Origin of the sequence: Streptomyces pristinaespiralis, from assembly GCF_001278075.1 — a bacterium.
In the GTDB taxonomy this organism is placed as follows: domain Bacteria; phylum Actinomycetota; class Actinomycetes; order Streptomycetales; family Streptomycetaceae; genus Streptomyces; species Streptomyces pristinaespiralis.
Genome location: NZ_CP011340.1, coordinates 3,413,630 through 3,429,792 on the forward strand (window position 1 = coordinate 3,413,630; position 16,163 = coordinate 3,429,792).

General features: G+C 70.6%; 15 protein-coding genes. 10 read left to right on the top strand and 5 right to left on the bottom strand.

Features of this window, described 5'->3' with window-relative positions; genetic code table 11:
- On the bottom strand, positions 1-1,101 hold the full coding sequence (locus tag SPRI_RS14185) for a hypothetical protein (RefSeq protein WP_037773872.1): 1,101 nt from the start codon (positions 1,099-1,101) through the stop codon (positions 1-3).
- Between the two features lie 353 nt (positions 1,102-1,454).
- On the opposite strand from SPRI_RS14185, the gene SPRI_RS14190 reads away from it, so the two are divergent.
- Together SPRI_RS14190 and SPRI_RS14195 are read left to right on the top strand one after the other, a co-directional pair.
- A complete protein-coding gene (locus SPRI_RS14190) occupies positions 1,455-1,751 on the top strand; it encodes a hypothetical protein (protein ID WP_005312769.1) in 297 nt (98 codons plus the stop codon).
- Positions 1,752-1,958: 207 nt separating this feature from the next.
- On the top strand, positions 1,959-2,369 hold the full coding sequence (locus SPRI_RS14195) for a rodlin (RefSeq protein ID WP_005312772.1): 411 nt from the start codon (positions 1,959-1,961) through the stop codon (positions 2,367-2,369).
- A gap of 67 nt (positions 2,370-2,436) precedes the next feature.
- Here SPRI_RS14195 and SPRI_RS14200 read toward each other — a convergent pair whose 3' ends face one another.
- A complete protein-coding gene (locus tag SPRI_RS14200) occupies positions 2,437-3,078 on the bottom strand; it encodes a vitamin K epoxide reductase family protein (protein WP_005312774.1) in 642 nt (213 codons plus the stop codon).
- A 158-nt stretch (positions 3,079-3,236) separates the two neighbouring features.
- Here SPRI_RS14200 and SPRI_RS14205 point away from each other — a divergent pair, with 158 nt between their 5' ends.
- Positions 3,237-3,647 (top strand): rodlin, encoded by a 411-nt coding sequence (locus SPRI_RS14205; RefSeq protein WP_005312776.1) that lies wholly within the window; start codon positions 3,237-3,239, stop codon positions 3,645-3,647.
- A gap of 287 nt (positions 3,648-3,934) precedes the next feature.
- Positions 3,935-4,168, top strand: a complete 234-nt coding sequence (locus SPRI_RS14210; RefSeq protein ID WP_037773873.1) for a chaplin — start codon at positions 3,935-3,937, stop codon at positions 4,166-4,168.
- Between the two features lie 84 nt (positions 4,169-4,252).
- On the opposite strand, the gene SPRI_RS14215 is transcribed toward SPRI_RS14210, so the two are convergent.
- Entirely contained in the window at positions 4,253-5,086 is an 834-nt protein-coding gene (locus tag SPRI_RS14215) for a putative protein N(5)-glutamine methyltransferase (RefSeq protein WP_037773875.1), read from the bottom strand.
- A 361-nt stretch (positions 5,087-5,447) separates the two neighbouring features.
- Between SPRI_RS14215 and SPRI_RS14220 the strand changes: the two genes are divergently transcribed.
- A complete protein-coding gene (locus SPRI_RS14220; RefSeq protein ID WP_005312781.1) occupies positions 5,448-6,659 on the top strand; it encodes a pyridoxal phosphate-dependent aminotransferase in 1,212 nt (403 codons plus the stop codon).
- Between the two features lie 101 nt (positions 6,660-6,760).
- Positions 6,761-7,147: an SCO4983 family protein gene (locus SPRI_RS14225; protein WP_053556983.1), complete on the top strand. Its 387-nt coding sequence runs from the start codon at positions 6,761-6,763 to the stop codon at positions 7,145-7,147.
- Between the two features lie 98 nt (positions 7,148-7,245).
- On the opposite strand, the gene SPRI_RS14230 is transcribed toward SPRI_RS14225, so the two are convergent.
- The gene (locus SPRI_RS14230) at positions 7,246-8,961 is read right to left on the bottom strand and encodes an Ig-like domain repeat protein (protein ID WP_182327754.1); all 1,716 of its coding nucleotides are present in this window, start codon (positions 8,959-8,961) and stop codon (positions 7,246-7,248) included.
- Between the two features lie 245 nt (positions 8,962-9,206).
- Positions 9,207-11,027 carry a phosphoenolpyruvate carboxykinase (GTP) gene (locus SPRI_RS14235; protein WP_005312787.1) on the bottom strand — a complete coding sequence of 607 codons (1,821 nt, stop codon included), beginning with the start codon at positions 11,025-11,027 and terminating at the stop codon, positions 9,207-9,209.
- A 206-nt stretch (positions 11,028-11,233) separates the two neighbouring features.
- On the opposite strand from SPRI_RS14235, the gene trhA reads away from it, so the two are divergent.
- The 4 genes from trhA to SPRI_RS14255 all read left to right on the top strand — a co-directional run bounded on the left by trhA (position 11,234) and on the right by SPRI_RS14255 (position 15,979).
- Positions 11,234-11,911, top strand: a complete 678-nt coding sequence (trhA, locus tag SPRI_RS14240; protein ID WP_005312790.1) for a PAQR family membrane homeostasis protein TrhA — start codon at positions 11,234-11,236, stop codon at positions 11,909-11,911.
- 105 nt (positions 11,912-12,016) lie between these two features.
- Positions 12,017-13,525: a DHA2 family efflux MFS transporter permease subunit gene (locus tag SPRI_RS14245; RefSeq protein ID WP_037773878.1), complete on the top strand. Its 1,509-nt coding sequence runs from the start codon at positions 12,017-12,019 to the stop codon at positions 13,523-13,525.
- Positions 13,526-13,530: 5 nt separating this feature from the next.
- Complete coding sequence (locus SPRI_RS14250; RefSeq protein ID WP_182327752.1) at positions 13,531-14,151, top strand: TetR/AcrR family transcriptional regulator; 621 nt, start codon at positions 13,531-13,533, stop codon at positions 14,149-14,151.
- 73 nt (positions 14,152-14,224) lie between these two features.
- Positions 14,225-15,979 (top strand): NlpC/P60 family protein, encoded by a 1,755-nt coding sequence (locus SPRI_RS14255; RefSeq protein ID WP_053556985.1) that lies wholly within the window; start codon positions 14,225-14,227, stop codon positions 15,977-15,979.
- Positions 15,980-16,163: the final 184 nt, after the last annotated feature.

A 16,163-nucleotide genomic window follows, 5' to 3' on the forward strand; every position in this document is an offset into this window, starting at 1 on the left:
TCAGCGGCGCGCGTCGGCCTGTACGAAGAGAGCGCCGAGGAAATGCCCGTTGTCTTCGGCGCCGAAGCGGAACGTCAGCGAATTCGCACCGTCCGCCAGGGCGGGCCGGATGTCGAACACGTCGGAGTCGTACCCGAGCGTGTTGGCGTGGGCGGGCTGCCGTCCGGTCACCGTGGTACCGAAGTCGGCAATGGTCGAATTCATGCTGTCGTCGGACGGATTGGCGCGGTCGTCGATCAGAAGCTGTCCTTTGTCATCGGCCCGCACGCGCACCGAGTCGCCGCGGGCGCCGCGGTCGCCGTCGTAGGCGACGAGCCCGGCACGTCCGGCCGAGCGTGGCCCGATCCGCAGGCCGGTCATGGTCACGGAGTGCTGCGCGCGCCCGGGGCGGACGCTCTCGAAGCCGTCCCACAGCACGAGTTCACGCAGCGGGTCGGTGTCCTTCTCGTAGGCCACGACCATGGTCCAGCCGCCCCAGGCACCCGCCTTCGAGTGGCCCATCGCCACGTTGATCTGGGCGACGGTCCAGTGGCCGGAGCCGCTGCTGCGCACCAGGGGCGTGATGTCGGCGGACGCCTGGTAGGAGTCGCTGCCGTCCGCGTCGCGGTGTGCGACCTGGGTGTCGGCCAGCACTTCCTTGTAGTCGCCGCCCGGTTCGGCGATCAGGACACGGCCGTTGTCCTTCGGGGGTTTCTGCTCTCCGACGCGGAGGTTCCCGCCCCAGTACAGGCGGGCGTAACGCACACGGGAGTCCGCCGGCAGGGAGAGGCGGGCCCGGCTGGAGTTGTAGGTGTTGGGGTCGTCGTCGAGGTCGACGTAGAACATGTCGTAGTCGCCGTTGGCGCCCTGCGCGCCTTGCTGGAGGGACGAACAGGAGGCCGCGTCCTTGCTCTTGGGACTGCGGCAGGTGATGGCGGAGTTCGCGGCGCGGACGATCCCGCCGCGGTGCACCGAATGGTAACGCTGCGTGAAGGGAATGCCGGATGCTTCCGGCGGCGTGGGGGCCGGGGCCGCCGCGGCCGTGAGCGGAGCGGCCGAGAACGCCGTGCAGAGCAGTGCTCCGAGGACGCCTCGCGCGGCGATGCCCGGCGACTCCGGCATGGGTGGCTCTCCATTTTCGATCAAGTCGACAAAACAGGAGTGCACTTTGTCAGAAAGCTAGGTGGAATTCACGCCGGACGCGCACGTGCGGCCATTTGGCTGCCATCTCATTCGCCTTACATACGGGCTCGTCACACATGACGGCGGTGCCCTGACAGCACGAACGGAGCCATTCCAACGAGTGATACGGCAAAACCCTTTCCCCGTTCGGTCGTTGAGAGGAACCGCTTGCGAGCGGCGACCCGGTCCCGCCGCGCGGTGGAGAAAGGCCGGGATGCGGGGTTTCCCGTACGGCCACGGCTCGTTACCCCTGTCGACGGCGGAGAACCCGCCGGGGAAAGGGATTCGAAAAGATGAAGTACTCGAAGGCTGCTGCGATCATTGCCGGCTCCGTGGCGGCGCTGGGGGCGGCCTCTCCCGCCTTCGCCGCCGGTTCGGCGGGCATGCCGCCCATGAGCCTCAACGGCGGTGTCGCCGAGCTGGTGACCGCGCTCCCGGAGATGGAGTCGGTCGAGGCGGGCTCCGCGGTGAACCAGGTCGCGGACAGCGCGACAGAGCTCAACAACGTCAAGGGCGACGCCCCGGAGCAGGTCCTGAAGACGGCGGGCTCGCTGACGCCCATGCTGGGCGGCGTCTCCCTGGGCGGCTGACCGGGCGGTACGGCTCCGAGCCCTCGGGGCGGGCCCCGCCGACGACGCGCGGCGGGGTCCGTCCCTGCCCGGCACGCGCTTGCGCGGAACCGGGGAACACGGCCGGCCGACAGGGCCGTTGGAGTGAATCGAAAGAACCAAAGGCTTCGACTTCTGGTTGTCCAGGGCGCTCCATCGGCGGGCACCCAAGCAACAGAAGGACAGAAAATGCTGAAGAAGGTTACGGCTACGGCAGCGCTGGCGCTCTCCGTGGCGGCCGCCGGCGCATCCATGGCGCCGCAGGCGATGGCCCTCGGCAACGACGGCGGGACCAACTCGCTGAGCGGCAACGGCGCCACCCAGAGCTACGGCAACTCCGCCACCTACGGCAAGATGAGCCCGCAGCTCAGCCTGGTCCAGGGCTCCCTCAACAAGCCCTGTGTCGGCCTGCCGCTCAAGGCCAACGCCGGCTCCCTCATCGGCGGCATCCCGGTCGCCGTCCAGGACATCCCGATCCTGTCGGCCCCGCAGAACCAGCAGTGCGTCGAGAACTCCACGCAGGCCAAGGGTGACGAGCCGCTGTCGCACATCCTCAACGACATCCCGATCCTGTCGGGCAACGGCTCGGCGATCGACTAGTCGCCCCGCACGACGAAGGACCCCGGCGGCCCGCGGCCGCCGGGGTCCTTCGCTTCTTCGCGCCGCTTCAGGAGGTCCAGAAGTCCCACCAGCGGGTCAGGATCAGCATGCCGATGACACCGGTGTGCAGGACCGGCGGCACCCAGCCGAACTCGTCGAGGAAGCCCCTCAGCCAGGCGGGCGCGGGCAGCAGCCGGTGGCGGACGTTGTGCGCGGTCACCGACCAGAACATGAAGATCGTGGCGACCCACGCGAGGGAGCACCACAGGCAGAGCGCGTTGATCTCGTACAGCGACTGGTACTGCAGCCAGGTGCAGAAGCCGACACCGAAGGCGCAACCGGCGTTCAGCCCCAGCCAGTACGCCCGGCCGAAGCGGGCGCCGGCCAGCAGCGCCATGCCGACGCCGATCACCACGGAGTACGTCGCCAGGCCCAGCATCGGGTTGGGGAAGCCGAAGACGGTCGCCTGGTCGCTCTCCATGACGCTGCCGCAGGACACCACCGGGTTGAGACTGCACCCGGGCGTGAAGCCGGGGTCCTCGGCGAGCTTGATCTTGTCGATCGTGATGACCCACGCCGCCAGCAGCCCCGCCGCGCCCGTGACCACGAGCAGCCAGGCGAGGGCCCGGCCGCCTCCGACGTTCTCCTTGACGGCCCGCCGCCGTCCCTTCTCCTCGGCGGACACAGGCCCGGTCGCCAAAATTGTCATATTGAATTCACCGATCGGATAGCTTGCAGGGCCGCCAATTGTGCACGAGCCCCGATCCACATTGCGGCATTCGGGTGAACACCCGGAACCAAACGGCGCAGATGCAGTTGATCAGCCTGCTCCTCGTTCGAGCGTTCATAGCGAAAAGGGACAAGTAAGTGATCAAGAAGATTCTGACGACGGCCATGGTCACCGCTTCCATGGCGGGCGCCGGCGCGATGATGGCCCCGCAGGCCCTCGCTCTCGGCAACGACGGGGGCACCAACTCGGCGAGCGGCAACTTCGCCTCGCAGGAGTACGGCAACTCCGCCACCCACGGCGACATGAGCCCGCAGATGAGCCTCATCCAGGGCTCGCTGAACAAGCCCTGCATCGGCCTGCCCGCCAAGGCCAACGTGGGCTCTGTGGTCGGCCTCATCCCGATCGCCGTCCAGGACGTGCCGATCCTGTCGGCCCCGCAGAACCAGCAGTGCGTCGAGAACTCCACCCAGGCCAAGGGTGACGAGCCGCTGTCGCACATCCTCAGCGACATCCCGGTCCTGTCCGGCAACGGCTCGGCCGTCGACTAGTCGCACCCTCCCCGGCAACGCCCCCGGCGCGGTCCGCGCCGGGGGCGTTGCCGTGTCCCGGAACGAATGAGCGCGGCGCCCACGGAATTCGGGAGCGGAATCCGGAACACGGTTCGAAGAATGAATCATGAGGCATACGAGTGACTTTTCCCGACACCGGCCTCGGAGTGGCTTCCCGGCGGGAAGCAAATCGTTACTAGTTCTGCGGTGACGCACGCCTGCGAAGAATCCGGCAGCGTGGCGCGAAGGTCGTGGCTACGCATGGTGTCACTGCTGAGAGGATCGAAATGAAGCACATGAAGGCTGCAGCCGTCGTCGCGGGCATCATCATGGCCGTGGGCAGCGCGGCGCCCGCCATGGCCGACTCGGGTGCCGAGGGCATCGCCGCCCACTCGCCGGGCCTGCTCTCCGGGAACGTCATCCAGATCCCGGTGCACGTCCCGATCAACGCCTGCGGCAACACGATCAACGTGATCGGCCTGCTGAACCCGGCCGCGGGCAACGCCTGCGCCAACGTCTGACACTTCAGGACGGCGCCGACGGCGCCGTCCGGCAGGGCCCCGGGTGCGCCATCGCCCCGGGGCTCTGCCATGCCGGCCGCCGGGTCAGCGGGCCAGGCTGCCATCCGCGCCGGCGGCGTGAGCCGGCCGCTTCCCGATGACGACGGTGGCGTCCAGGTCCTCGCAGACGGCCACCTCCGCCTGGAGCCCGTGGCGGGTGAAGGCGGCGACGGTGGAAGGCGCCTGCCGCTCGCTGGTCTCGATGAGCAGGGAACCGCCCGGCGCCAGCCACCGGCCGGCCCGCGCGGTCACCCTCCGCTGGATGCCGAGCCCGTCGGGGCCGCCGTCGAGGGCCACCAAGGGCTCGAAGTCGCGGGCCTCCGGCGGCAGCAGCCCGATCTCGCCGGTGGGCACGTACGGGGCGTTGGCGATGAGCACATCGACCCGGCCGGCCAGCCCGGCGGGCAGCGGGTCGTAGAGGTCGCCCTGGTGAACCCGGCCGCCGACGGGCCCGACGTTCCGCAGGGCGCACCGCACGGCGGCGGACTCGATGTCGGCGGCGTGCAGCTCACCGGCGCCGACGGCGCGCAGCACCGCCGCGCCCAGCGCTCCGGAACCGCAGCAGAGGTCGACGACGACAGGACGGGGCGGGGCCAGGGCGATCGCCCGGCCGACGAGGAACTCACTGCGGCGACGGGGCACGAAGACCCCTGGGTCGACGGCCACGCGCACACCGCAGAACTCGGCCCAGCCGAGCACGTGCTCCAAGGGGAGGCCGGCGATCCGCCGCTCGACCATGGCGGCGAGTTCGTGGGGGTCGCGGGCCGCGGAGATCAGGAGATCCGCCTCGTCCTCCGCGAAGACGCAGCCCGCGGAGCGCAGCGCGGTGACGACGGAGGAGACGGAGGAAGGGGAGGGGTACAGCTCGGAGACCGACATGGAAGCCTTTCGGGGGCACCGACGGGGGCGCCCTCGCGGTCACCAGTGCCCGGTGGACCGTACGGCTGCGGAAGAGAGCGCCCAGCCTGCTACTGCGGGAATGGGTCTCACCTCCTCGGTCGTGGCACCGCTCCCGGACGACCGGGAGCACTGCTCGGGCGAGCCACCTTACCGGAAGGTGACGAGGGCAACACCCACCTCGCCGACTGCCGGATTCACAGGCGTCCGGCCTTCCTCGCTGCGGTTTCGAAGGGGCCGTGACCTTGTCACCCGGTGAGCCACAAAGCAGACATTCTCAGCCGTGCACCCACCGGCCCAAAACACGGAGCGATCAGCGTTATGCGCCCGTAAGCTCACAGACATGCAGGTGATCCAGTCCACGAAGCTCGCAAACGTCTGTTACGAAATCCGGGGCCCGGTCCTCGAGGAGGCAATGCGGCTGGAGGCAGCAGGTCATCGCATCCTCAAGCTGAACACCGGCAACCCGGCCGCCTTCGGCTTCGAGTGCCCGCCGGAGATCCTCGAGGACATCCTCCGCAACCTCAGCACCGCCCATGGATACGGCGACGCCAAGGGGCTGCTGTCCGCGCGGCGCGCGGTGATGCAGCACTACCAGACCAAGGGCATCGAGCTCGGCGTCGAGGACATCTATCTGGGCAACGGCGTCTCCGAGCTGATCCAGATGTCGATGCAGGCGCTGCTCGACGACGGCGACGAGGTGCTCGTACCGGCGCCCGACTACCCGCTGTGGACGGCGTCGGTGTCGCTGTCCGGCGGCACGGCCGTGCACTACCGGTGCGACGAGCAGTCCGACTGGATGCCCGACCTGGCGGACATCGAGCGCAAGATCACCGACCGCACCAAGGCGATCGTGATCATCAACCCGAACAATCCGACGGGCGCCGTCTACGACGACGAGATGCTGCGCAGCCTCACCGAGATCGCCCGGCGCCACAACCTGGTCGTCTGCTCGGACGAGATCTACGACCGGATCCTCTACGACGGCGCGACCCACACCCCCACCGCCGCCCTCGCCCCCGACCTGATGGTCCTCACCTTCAACGGGCTGTCCAAGAACTACCGGGTGGCCGGTTACCGGGCCGGCTGGATGGCGGTCTGCGGCCCCAAGGCGCACGCCTCCTCGTACATCGAGGGACTGACGATCCTCGCCAACATGCGGCTGTGCGCCAACATGCCCTCGCAGCACGCGGTGGCCACGGCGCTCGGCGGCCGGCAGTCGATCGAGGAGCTGGTGCTGCCGGGCGGACGGATCCTGGAGCAGCGGGACGTCGCGTACGACCTGCTGACGCAGATCCCCGGTGTGACCTGCGTGAAGCCGAAGGGGGCGCTGTATCTGTTCCCGCGGCTCGACCCCAAGGTCTACAAGATCAAGGACGACCGGCAGATGGTGCTGGACCTGCTGCGGGCCGAGAAGATCATGGTGGTGCACGGCACGGGCTTCAACTGGCCGGAGCCGGACCACTTCCGGATCGTGACCCTGCCGACGGCGAAGGACCTCGCGGACGCGGTGACCCGGATCGGCACGTTCCTGGACGGATACGGCCAGCCGTAGGGCGTCGTCCCAGGCCCCGGCCCGGGACTCCCGAAGCGACTCAACTTTAGACTCGATCCAATGTAGGATGGTCTCCTGACTGTGAGCAGGAGGCCATCCCCATGTACGAGCCGATCCGCACCAAGTCGGTCCACTCGATGGCCGACGAGGCGCAGTACCCCCACCGGAGCCGCGAGGAAGAGCTGGACATCCAGCTGGCCGGGCACCTCGCCGCGCTGCTGGCCGTGACCGACGAACTCGGTCTCGAGCAGGCGGCCGACGCCATCGCCGAGCAGGTCTCGAGGCTGCGTGGCGCACCGCCGGCCCGCCACGCGGGCCTCAGCGGCGCCGACCGGGCCGACCTGCACCGGCGCGCTCACGCCCTCGCCGGCCGCGCCCTCGTCGTCGCCGCCTCGCGCGCCGACACCGCCGCCGCGATCCTCTCCGCGGAGCGGATGGACGCGCACACCGCCGCCCTCGAGACCCAGCGTCTGGTCGGCGCCCCCTGACGGCCCCGGTCCGCGGCCGGGGAGGCTGCGGACCGGGTGCCATGACCCTGACGGGCCGACGGGTCCGCCGGCCCCGCGGGGACCGGCGGACCCGTAGCTCAGCGGGTGACGAACACCGTCGCGGACGCGCTGCTGCCGGTGTGCAGGTCGTCGCCCCCGTACGTCACCGCGTACGTCACGTCCCGGCGTGCGCGCGGCAGGTCCTTGACCGTGAACGTGCCGTCCGCCGCGACCGGGACCGAGGAGAGCGTGCCCGTGCCGAGCCGGTCCGTGCGCTCGACCGCCAGCGTGACGCCGGCGGGCAGCGCGCGGCCCTGGGCGGTCAGCCTGCCGGTGATCTCGACGCCGGCGGCCATCGACGCCTCCGCCGGAGCGGTGAGCGCGATCGACGTCGGCGCCTTCGCGACGTCGACGGTGAGGGAGACGTCCTCGGCCGGGCGGTGGGTGAGGTCGCCGAGGAACGAGACCGTGTAGGTCGCGCTGCCGACGGCGTCCGGGACGTCCAGCACCGTGAAGGTCCCGTCCACCGCGACCTCGGCCTCGGCGAGCTTGCGCGTGCCGTCGGCCGTGGTGCGTACGGCGCTGACCCTGACCGGCTCGGACGGCGCGGTGCCGTCGAGTTCGAGGCGGCCACGGATGCCGACCGGTTCGCCGACGACGGCCTGACCCGGGGTGTGGGTCAGCGCGCCGGTGAAGCGGGAGTCGTACTGGGCGGCCGGGGGCTGCACGATGTGCAGCCAGAAGGCGTTGCCGTACGCGTTGGTGGTGACGGCGAAGAGCCGGGAGCCGTCCTTGGACCATTCCAGGCCGCGCGGGACGACGCGGTTTCCGTCGAGGTCGCCCTCGAAGGCGAACTCCATCGCCGTCGTGCCGTTCGCCGGGTCGGCCGGCTGGATCAGCAGGTCGGGGGTGCTGCCCGTGGCCGAGGCTCCGCGCGCCACGTACTTCCCGTCACCGCTGAAGGCGACGGCGGACGCCGTGGCGCCCGTGGGCAGCGGCTGGTAGCCGGGGCCGGCGTCGCTCAGGTCGCCGGAGTTCAGCAGGCGCGTGCCGTACGCGGCGTCGGCGACCGCGAGCCGGCCGCCGTCCGCGCTGACGGCGATGTCCTTCAGGTCCAGCGCGCCCTTGCCCTCGGCGTCCGCGAAACGGCGGGAGTCACCGCGCACGGGGGTGTCGCCGGAGGTGTCGAACGACGTGAGGAACGGGTCGGGCGAGACCGGGCCCTTGGCCTGGCCCATGAACAGCCGGTCCGCCGCTCCGTCGCCGGTCGCGAGCAGCAGCTTGCCCGCGGCGTTCCAGTTGGTGCGCGTGTGCACCCCGCCCACCACCGAGTCCAGGTCCGTCCGGTTCTGGTCGCAGTAGGAGTCGTTGGACGCGGGGGTGGTGGTGTGCCAGCGCTTGGTTCCGGTGACCGCCAGTTCCCGGCCGCAGGCGTCCTGGTAGGCGGCGGTGCGGCCGGTCTCCTTCAGGGTCAGCGTGTCGTAGGCGAAGACGCCCTCCCGCTGGCCCACGTACAGGGTGGCCGCGTCCTCGCTCAGCGCGAGACCGGAGGCGCGGGTCTCCGTGGCGAACGAACCGACCCGGTGGCCCTCGAAGTCATAGGCGACGACCACGCCCCCGTACAGGGCGGCCGACGACTTGTCGGAGATGAAGACGCGCTGGTTTTGCGAGTCGACCACCATGTCCGAGAACGAGGAAGCGGGCAGCTTCGCCACCACGTCGGACGCTTCCGCCGCGTGTGCGGCGGGTGCCGCGAGGACGAGCCCCGTGCCGCCGACCGCGAGTGCGGCCACCGTCGCGGCAAGACGTCTCACCTTGTACTGAAAAGCACTCAACTTAGCCCCCCACAGGCTCAGTTCACGTTCGTCGTCGAACGTGAAGATCCCATGGAACATGTGAGCGAGGCGTGTGCGCAAGGCGCCGCGCCTGAACCGCGGGAGACTTCGGCCCCCGGAGCCTGAGGGGGCTCCGGGGGCCGTTTCACACGTGACGGGTCGTTCGTGACCCCCACTGGTCAGGGCGGATGTCGGGGCGCCCCGCCACGTGGCTTACGGGGCGGTCAGCCGAGGCGGGCGACCAGCGAGCGGTACTCGTCCCACAGCTCCTTGGGCGTGTGGTCACCGAAGGTGTTGAGGTGCTCGGGGACCAGGGCGGCCTCCTCGCGCCAGACCTCGGTGTCGACCTTGAGCAGGAACTCGAGGTCCTCGGCCGGCAGGTCCAGGCCCTCGGTGTCGAGCGCGTCGGCCGTCGGCAGGATGCCGATCGGGGTCTCGACGCCCTCCGCCTTGCCCTCCAGACGCTCCACGATCCACTTGAGCACCCGGCTGTTCTCGCCGAAGCCCGGCCAGACGAACTTGCCCGCGTCGTTCTTGCGGAACCAGTTCACGTAGTAGATCTTGGGCAGCTTCGCGGCGTCGGCGTTCTGGCCGACCTTGAGCCAGTGGGCCATGTAGTCGCCCATGTTGTAGCCGCAGAACGGCAGCATGGCGAACGGGTCGCGGCGCAGCTCGCCGACCTTGCCCTCGGCGGCGGCGGTCTTCTCGGAGGCGACGTTCGCGCCGAGGAAGACGCCGTGCTGCCAGTTGAAGGACTCGGTCACCAGCGGGACCGCGGAGGCGCGGCGGCCGCCGAAGAGGATCGCCGAGATCGGCACGCCCTTCGGGTCCTCCCACTCCGGCGCGGCGATCGGGCACTGCGCGGCCGGGACGGTGAAGCGGGCGTTGGGGTGGGCGGCCGGGGTCCCGGACTCGGGCGTCCAGTCGTTGCCCTTCCAGTCCGTGAGGTGGGCCGGGGGCTCCTCGGTCATGCCCTCCCACCACACGTCGCCGTCGTCGGTGAGCGCGACGTTGGTGAAGACGGCGTTGCCCCAGAGCGTCTTCATGGCGTTGGCGTTGGTGTGCTCGCCGGTGCCGGGCGCGACGCCGAAGAAGCCCGCCTCGGGGTTGATCGCGTAGAGACGGCCGTCCTCGCCGAAGCGCATCCAGGCGATGTCGTCACCGATGGTCTCGACCGTCCAGCCGGAGATCGTGGGCTCCAGCATGGCGAGGTTCGTCTTGCCACAGGCGGACGGGAACGCGGCGGCCACGTACTTGGACTCGCCCTGCGGCGGGGTGAGCTTGAGGATCAGCATGTGCTCGGCGAGCCAGCCCTCGTCGCGGGCCATGACGGACGCGATGCGCAGGGCGTAGCACTTCTTTCCGAGCAGGGCGTTGCCGCCGTAGCCGGAGCCGTAGGACCAGATCTCACGGGTCTCGGGGAAGTGCGAGATGTACTTGGTGGAGTTGCACGGCCACGGGACGTCGGCCTCGCCCTCCGCCAGGGGCGCGCCCAGCGTGTGGACGGCCTTGACGAAGAAGCCGTCCTCGCCCAGCTCCTCGAGGACGGCCTGTCCCATGCGGGTCATGGTGCGCATGGAGACGGCGACGTACGCGGAGTCGGTGATCTCGACGCCGATCGCGGACAGCGGCGAGCCGAGCGGGCCCATGCAGAAGGGCACGACGTACATCGTGCGGCCCTTCATCGAGCCGCGGAAGATCCCCTTCTCCCCGGCGAAGATCTCCTTCATCTCCGCCGGCGCCTTCCAGTGGTTCGTCGGGCCGGCGTCCTCCTCCTTCTCGGAGCAGATGAAGGTGCGGTCCTCGACGCGGGCGACGTCGGTGGGGTCGGACGCGGCGTAGTAGGAGTTGGGGCGCTTGATCGGGTCCAGTTTCTTGAACGTGCCCTTGGCCACGAGCTCCTCGGCCAGCCGCTCGTACTCGGCCTCCGAGCCGTCGCACCAGACGATGTTGTCCGGCTGCGTGACCGCTGCGATCTCGTCGACCCAGGAGATGAGCTCCTGGTGGTTGGTGGGGACGCTGGGAGCCGCGATGTCGCGCGCCACGATCGCTCCTAAGTGAGGGTTTGTTGGTTTGTGCCCCGTGGGGGCCGCGACCCGGATGCTTCGTACCTACTTTTGGCTGGCGCTCATCCGGTGCCGACCGCACTCATCTGATCATCGATGCCGAATGCCCATATGTCCAGAGGCCCTCTCACGTGAGCATCGCCACTCGTCGCTGCTACCTACGGTTGCGTAGGTAGCATTCGGGCATGACTGCAGCCACGCCCGAAGTGACCGAGATGGACCCGCCCCCGGTGAAACCGAGGCTGCGCGGCTGGCTGCACGCAGGGATGTTCCCCGCCGTTGTGATCGCGGGAATCGTCCTCATCGCACTCGCGGACTCGACCAAGGCCAAGATCGCCTGCGGCATCTACGTGGTGACCGCATGCCTGCTCTTCGGCGTCAGCGCGCTCTACCACCGCGGCAACTGGGGCCCGCGGGCCACGGCCGTGCTGCGCCGGCTGGACCACGCGAACATCTTCCTGATCATCGCGGGCACCTACACGCCGCTCACGCTGCTCCTGCTCCCCGCGTCCACGGGCCGGGTGCTGCTGTGGGCGGTCTGGGCGGCCGCGGTGGCCGGGATCGCCTTCCGGGTGTTCTGGGTCGGCGCTCCCCGCTGGCTCTACACGCCCTGCTACATAGCGATGGGCTGGGCCGCGGTGTTCTTCCTCCCCGACTTCCTGCGCGAGGGCGGCGTCGCCGTGCTCGTCCTGGTGATCGTCGGCGGGCTGCTCTACAGCGCGGGCGGGGTGATCTACGGGATCAAGCGACCGAACCCGTCGCCGCGCTGGTTCGGTTTCCACGAGGTGTTCCACTCCCTCACGCTCGCGGCGTTCATCGTCCACTACGTGGGGATCTCGCTGGTGGCGTACCAGCACTCCTGAGCACCCCGGAGCCCGCACCCCGGCTCGAGCACAACAAAATATTGACGCTCACCTCTTTTTGAGAGTTACTGTCATTTGACATCCACTCTCTTAAGGAGGTGCGTCATGTCCGCACCCGACCCCCGGCGCTGGTGGGCACTGGCGGCGATGGTCGCGAGCCTGCTCGTCCTGGGCTTCGACATGACCATCCTGAACGTGGCCCTGCCGGCCATGGCGGAACAGCTCGGCGCCACCACCGGAGAACAGCAGTGGATGGCGGACGGCTACGTCGTGGTCTTCGCCGCCCTGATGCTGCCCGCCGGGCTCGTCGGAGACAGGTTCGGCCGCCGGCGGATGCTGGTGGCGGGCCTGGGCGTCTTCCTGGCCGGCTCGCTCCTCGGCGCACTCGCCGACGACGTCACCACCGTCATCGCCGCGCGCGCCGCCATGGGCGTCGGCGCCGCCTTCGTGATGCCGCTCGGCATGGCCGTCGTGCCGTCGCTGTTCGCCGCCGAGGAGCGGGCCAAGGCCGTCGGCATCGTCACCGCCGCCTCCGCGCTCGGGCTGCCGCTCGGGCCGGTCGTCGGCGGCTGGCTGCTCGACCACTTCTGGTGGGGCTCCGTCTTCGTGGTCAACATCCCGATGGTCGCGATCGGGATCACCGCCTGCCTGTTCCTGCTGCCCGAGACGCGCGACCCCGCGGCACCCCGGGTCGGCGTCCTGTCCACGGCGCTGACCGCCACCGGCCTCGGCGCACTGATCTACGGGATCATCGAGGCACCCGTCCGCGGCTGGACGGACCCGGTGGTCCTCGGCGCCCTGGCCGCCGCCACGGTGCTGATCGCGGCCCTCGTCGTCCGGGAGAAGCGCTCCGAGCGCCCCATGCTCGACATGGGGCTCCTCGCCGACCGCTCGTTCCTGCTGAACACCCTGACCGTGACCCTGGCGATGTTCGTGCTCGCCGGGCTGATGTTCGTGCTCCCGCCGTATCTGCAGGCCGTCCTAGGGAACGACGCCTTCGGCACCGGGGTGCGGATGCTGCCGCTGATGGGCGGACTGATCGTCGCCGCGAAGGGCAGCGCCCCGCTGGCCGAACGGTTCGGCGCCCGCGCGGTGATCACCGCCGGTCTCGTCGTCCTCGCCTTCGCGGGCTTCCTCGGCAGCCGCGTCACCGTGGACAGCGGCTACGGCTTCACCGCCCTGTGGCTGTCGGTCGCCGGCCTCGGCTTCGGCTTCTCGATGGTGCCCGCGATGACGGCCGCCATCGACACCCTGCCGCCGGACCGCGCGGGCTCCGGCTCCGGACTGCTGACGACCGTCCGCCAGGTCGGCAGCGCGATCGGGATCGCGCTCATCGGGTCGCTGCTGGCGGCCGTCTACGAGAGCCGGCTGCCGGCCGGCGCCCCCGACGCGGCCGGCGACTCCGTGGTCGCCGCGCATCTGCTGGGCGACCCGGTGCTCACCGCGGCGGCGGACGCCGCGTACACGAGGGGCATGGGTACGGTGCTGCTCGTCTCCGGGACGGCCGCCCTGATCACGGCGCTCCTGGCGGCGGCCCTGCTGCCGAAACCGGGGAGCGCCCCGGCCGCCGTGACCCCGGACGTGGCGGGGGCGGCGGCGGATGCCCGACAATGACGACCATGGCCGCCACCGCACCTCTCCCCTTCGAACACCAGCCCCCGATGGGGCTGCGGGAGCGCAAGAAGCTCAAGACCCGTATCGCGATCCGCAGGGCCACGTACCGGCTGATCGCCGAGCAGGGGTACGACGCGACCACGGTCGAGCAGATCGCGGCGGCGGCGGAGGTCTCCCCCTCCACGGTCTTCCGGTACTTCCCCACCAAGGAAGACATCGTCCTCACCGACGAGTACGACCCGGTCATGGAGGCGGAGCTGCGGGCCCGGCCCGCGGACGAACCGCCGCTCGCGTCCCTGCGGATCATCCTGACCGGCGCCGTCGCCGCGATCCTCGAGAACGAGCCCGAGGAGATGCACCTGCGCACCCGGCTCATGCTGGAGGTCCCCGCCCTGCGGGCCCGGATGACAGAGACGATGGCCGACACCTCGCAGCTGCTCGCCCGTCCGATCGCCGACCGCGTGGGCAGGGAACCCGACGACCTGGAGGTACGGGTCTTCACCGCCGCCGTCATGGCCGCGCTGCGCGAGGCCCTGATCCACTGGGGCGAGCACGGCCGGCGGGACGACCTGGTCGCCGTGGTGAACCGCACGCTGGACATCCTCGAGGGCGGCCTGCGGCTCTGACGCCGGGGCGGCGCCGGGGAGTTGCGCCCCGGGCCGCCGTACCGGGCGGCGCCCCCTGCCCGATCATGACTGCATGTCGAACACCTCACGACGCGGCCTTCTCGCCGTCCTCGCCGCCTCCGCGGCCTCCGTCCCGCTCGGCTCCTTGACCGCGGCCCCGGCCCACGCCGCAAAGTCCGCACCGGCCGTAGGGCCGTTCGCGGCACCGGCCGGGCCGGGCACCGCCCTCTCGTCGGTGACACAGGCCCCGCTGGACGCCTCGCACTTCACCCGGCTGGCGCTGCACACCCCGCTCACCGCCACCGTGCTGCCGGGGACGCCGGTACGTACCGAGATCACCTCCGGCGGCGAACGCGTCGCCCTGCTGACGCACGGCGCGCGGACCGTCGTACTGCCCGGCCCGGAAAGGACGTTCACCGAGAACAAGAAGCCCTACGCGGACGACTTCGGGCGCACCCTGCCGGACCTGACACTGCCTGAGGCGGAACGCCGCTACTGGGGCAGCACACCGGGCGGCGGCAGCTGGTCCACACTCGGGCCCGAAGAGACCGACTACTCGGTGGCGCCAGGCACCGGCATCATCACCCTCACCACCGACCACGCGAGCCGCCACGCCAGCGTGCGCGACGACGGCCTCACCGACGTGGACGTGCGTTCCGTGGCCCGGTTCGACAAGGTGCCCACCGGCCAGGCCTGTTCGTACGCCCTGTCCTTCGGCTACCAGGACACGCACAACAGCTACCGGGCCAGGCTGTCGTTCCTCACCTCCGGCGCCGTGCAGCTGCGGGTCGAGAAGGAGGTCGACGACCAGGTCACCCAGCTGACCACCGCGCTCACCCTCGCCACGGACGTACCCGCCGGGACCGACTGGACGATCCGCGTACGCCGCGAAGGCACCCTGATCCGGGCCAAGGCCTGGCGGTCGGACCTCGCCGAGCCGGCGGGCTGGGCCGCCGAGGCCACCGACGCCACGTTCGGCGCCGGCCGGGTGGGCCTGCGGGCGCTGGCCAACGACGGCTGCACCAACCTGCCCGTCAAGCTGATCGTCAGCCGCTTCCAGGTGGACGCCGCCACCTGGGAGGTGCCGCCCCGCGTCACGCACCGGCACTGGGTGCGGGTGCTGCCGCAGCCGTTCGACGGGAACTGGACGCCGGAGCTGGAGCAGGTGATACGCGGCTGGGCCGGCTCCACGGCCCCCGACGTCCTCGCCCACGCCGCCATGTTCCTCGCCGGCGCCCCGGCGGTGACCAGCGGGGCGGGACCGGCGGAGGGCAAGCAGGTGCTGGGCGAGGCCGGTTACGGCTACCTCGACCCGCGGGGCGACCGCTACGAAGGCGCCGACTTCCACGAGTACATGAACCTCGGCTGGACCTTCCCCGACGGCACCTGGACCGGGCCGTCCGCCAAGCAGGCCGGCAACCTCGACTGCTCGGGCTACACGCGCATGGTCTACGGCTACCACATGGGCGTTCCGACGGCCGCGGGCGAGGACACGTCGGGCACCCGGCTCCCGCGCAGGTCCCGCGACATGGCGGACCACGCGCCCGGGGTGCGCGTCGACCGGACCGACGGCACCGCGCCGCCCGCCGCGACGCAGCTGCAACCCGGTGACCTGCTGCTGTTCAACGCCGACTCGGGCGACGACGGCGTGAGCGCCACGGTCGACCACGTCGGCATCTACCTCGGCGAGGACGCGGCCGGCGGGCGCCGTTTCCTGTCCAGCCGCAAGACGGTCGACGGCCCCACGATGTCCGACCTGGGCGGCGCGTCGCTGCTGGACGGCACGGGCACGTACGCCAGGACGCTGCACACCGTGCACCGCATCTGACGCCTGCGGCCCGCACCGGCCCTGACCTGCATCCGCGGGGTGGGCGGCGTCCGGCAGGGACGCCGCCCTTGCGCCAAAGCGCCGGAGACGATTGCACCAGATCACCCGCGGCCGGCGCCCCTGAACCACCGCAACCCCCGGCTGACCAACCTCTATGTCCACCAGGTCTTCGGCATGATCGACA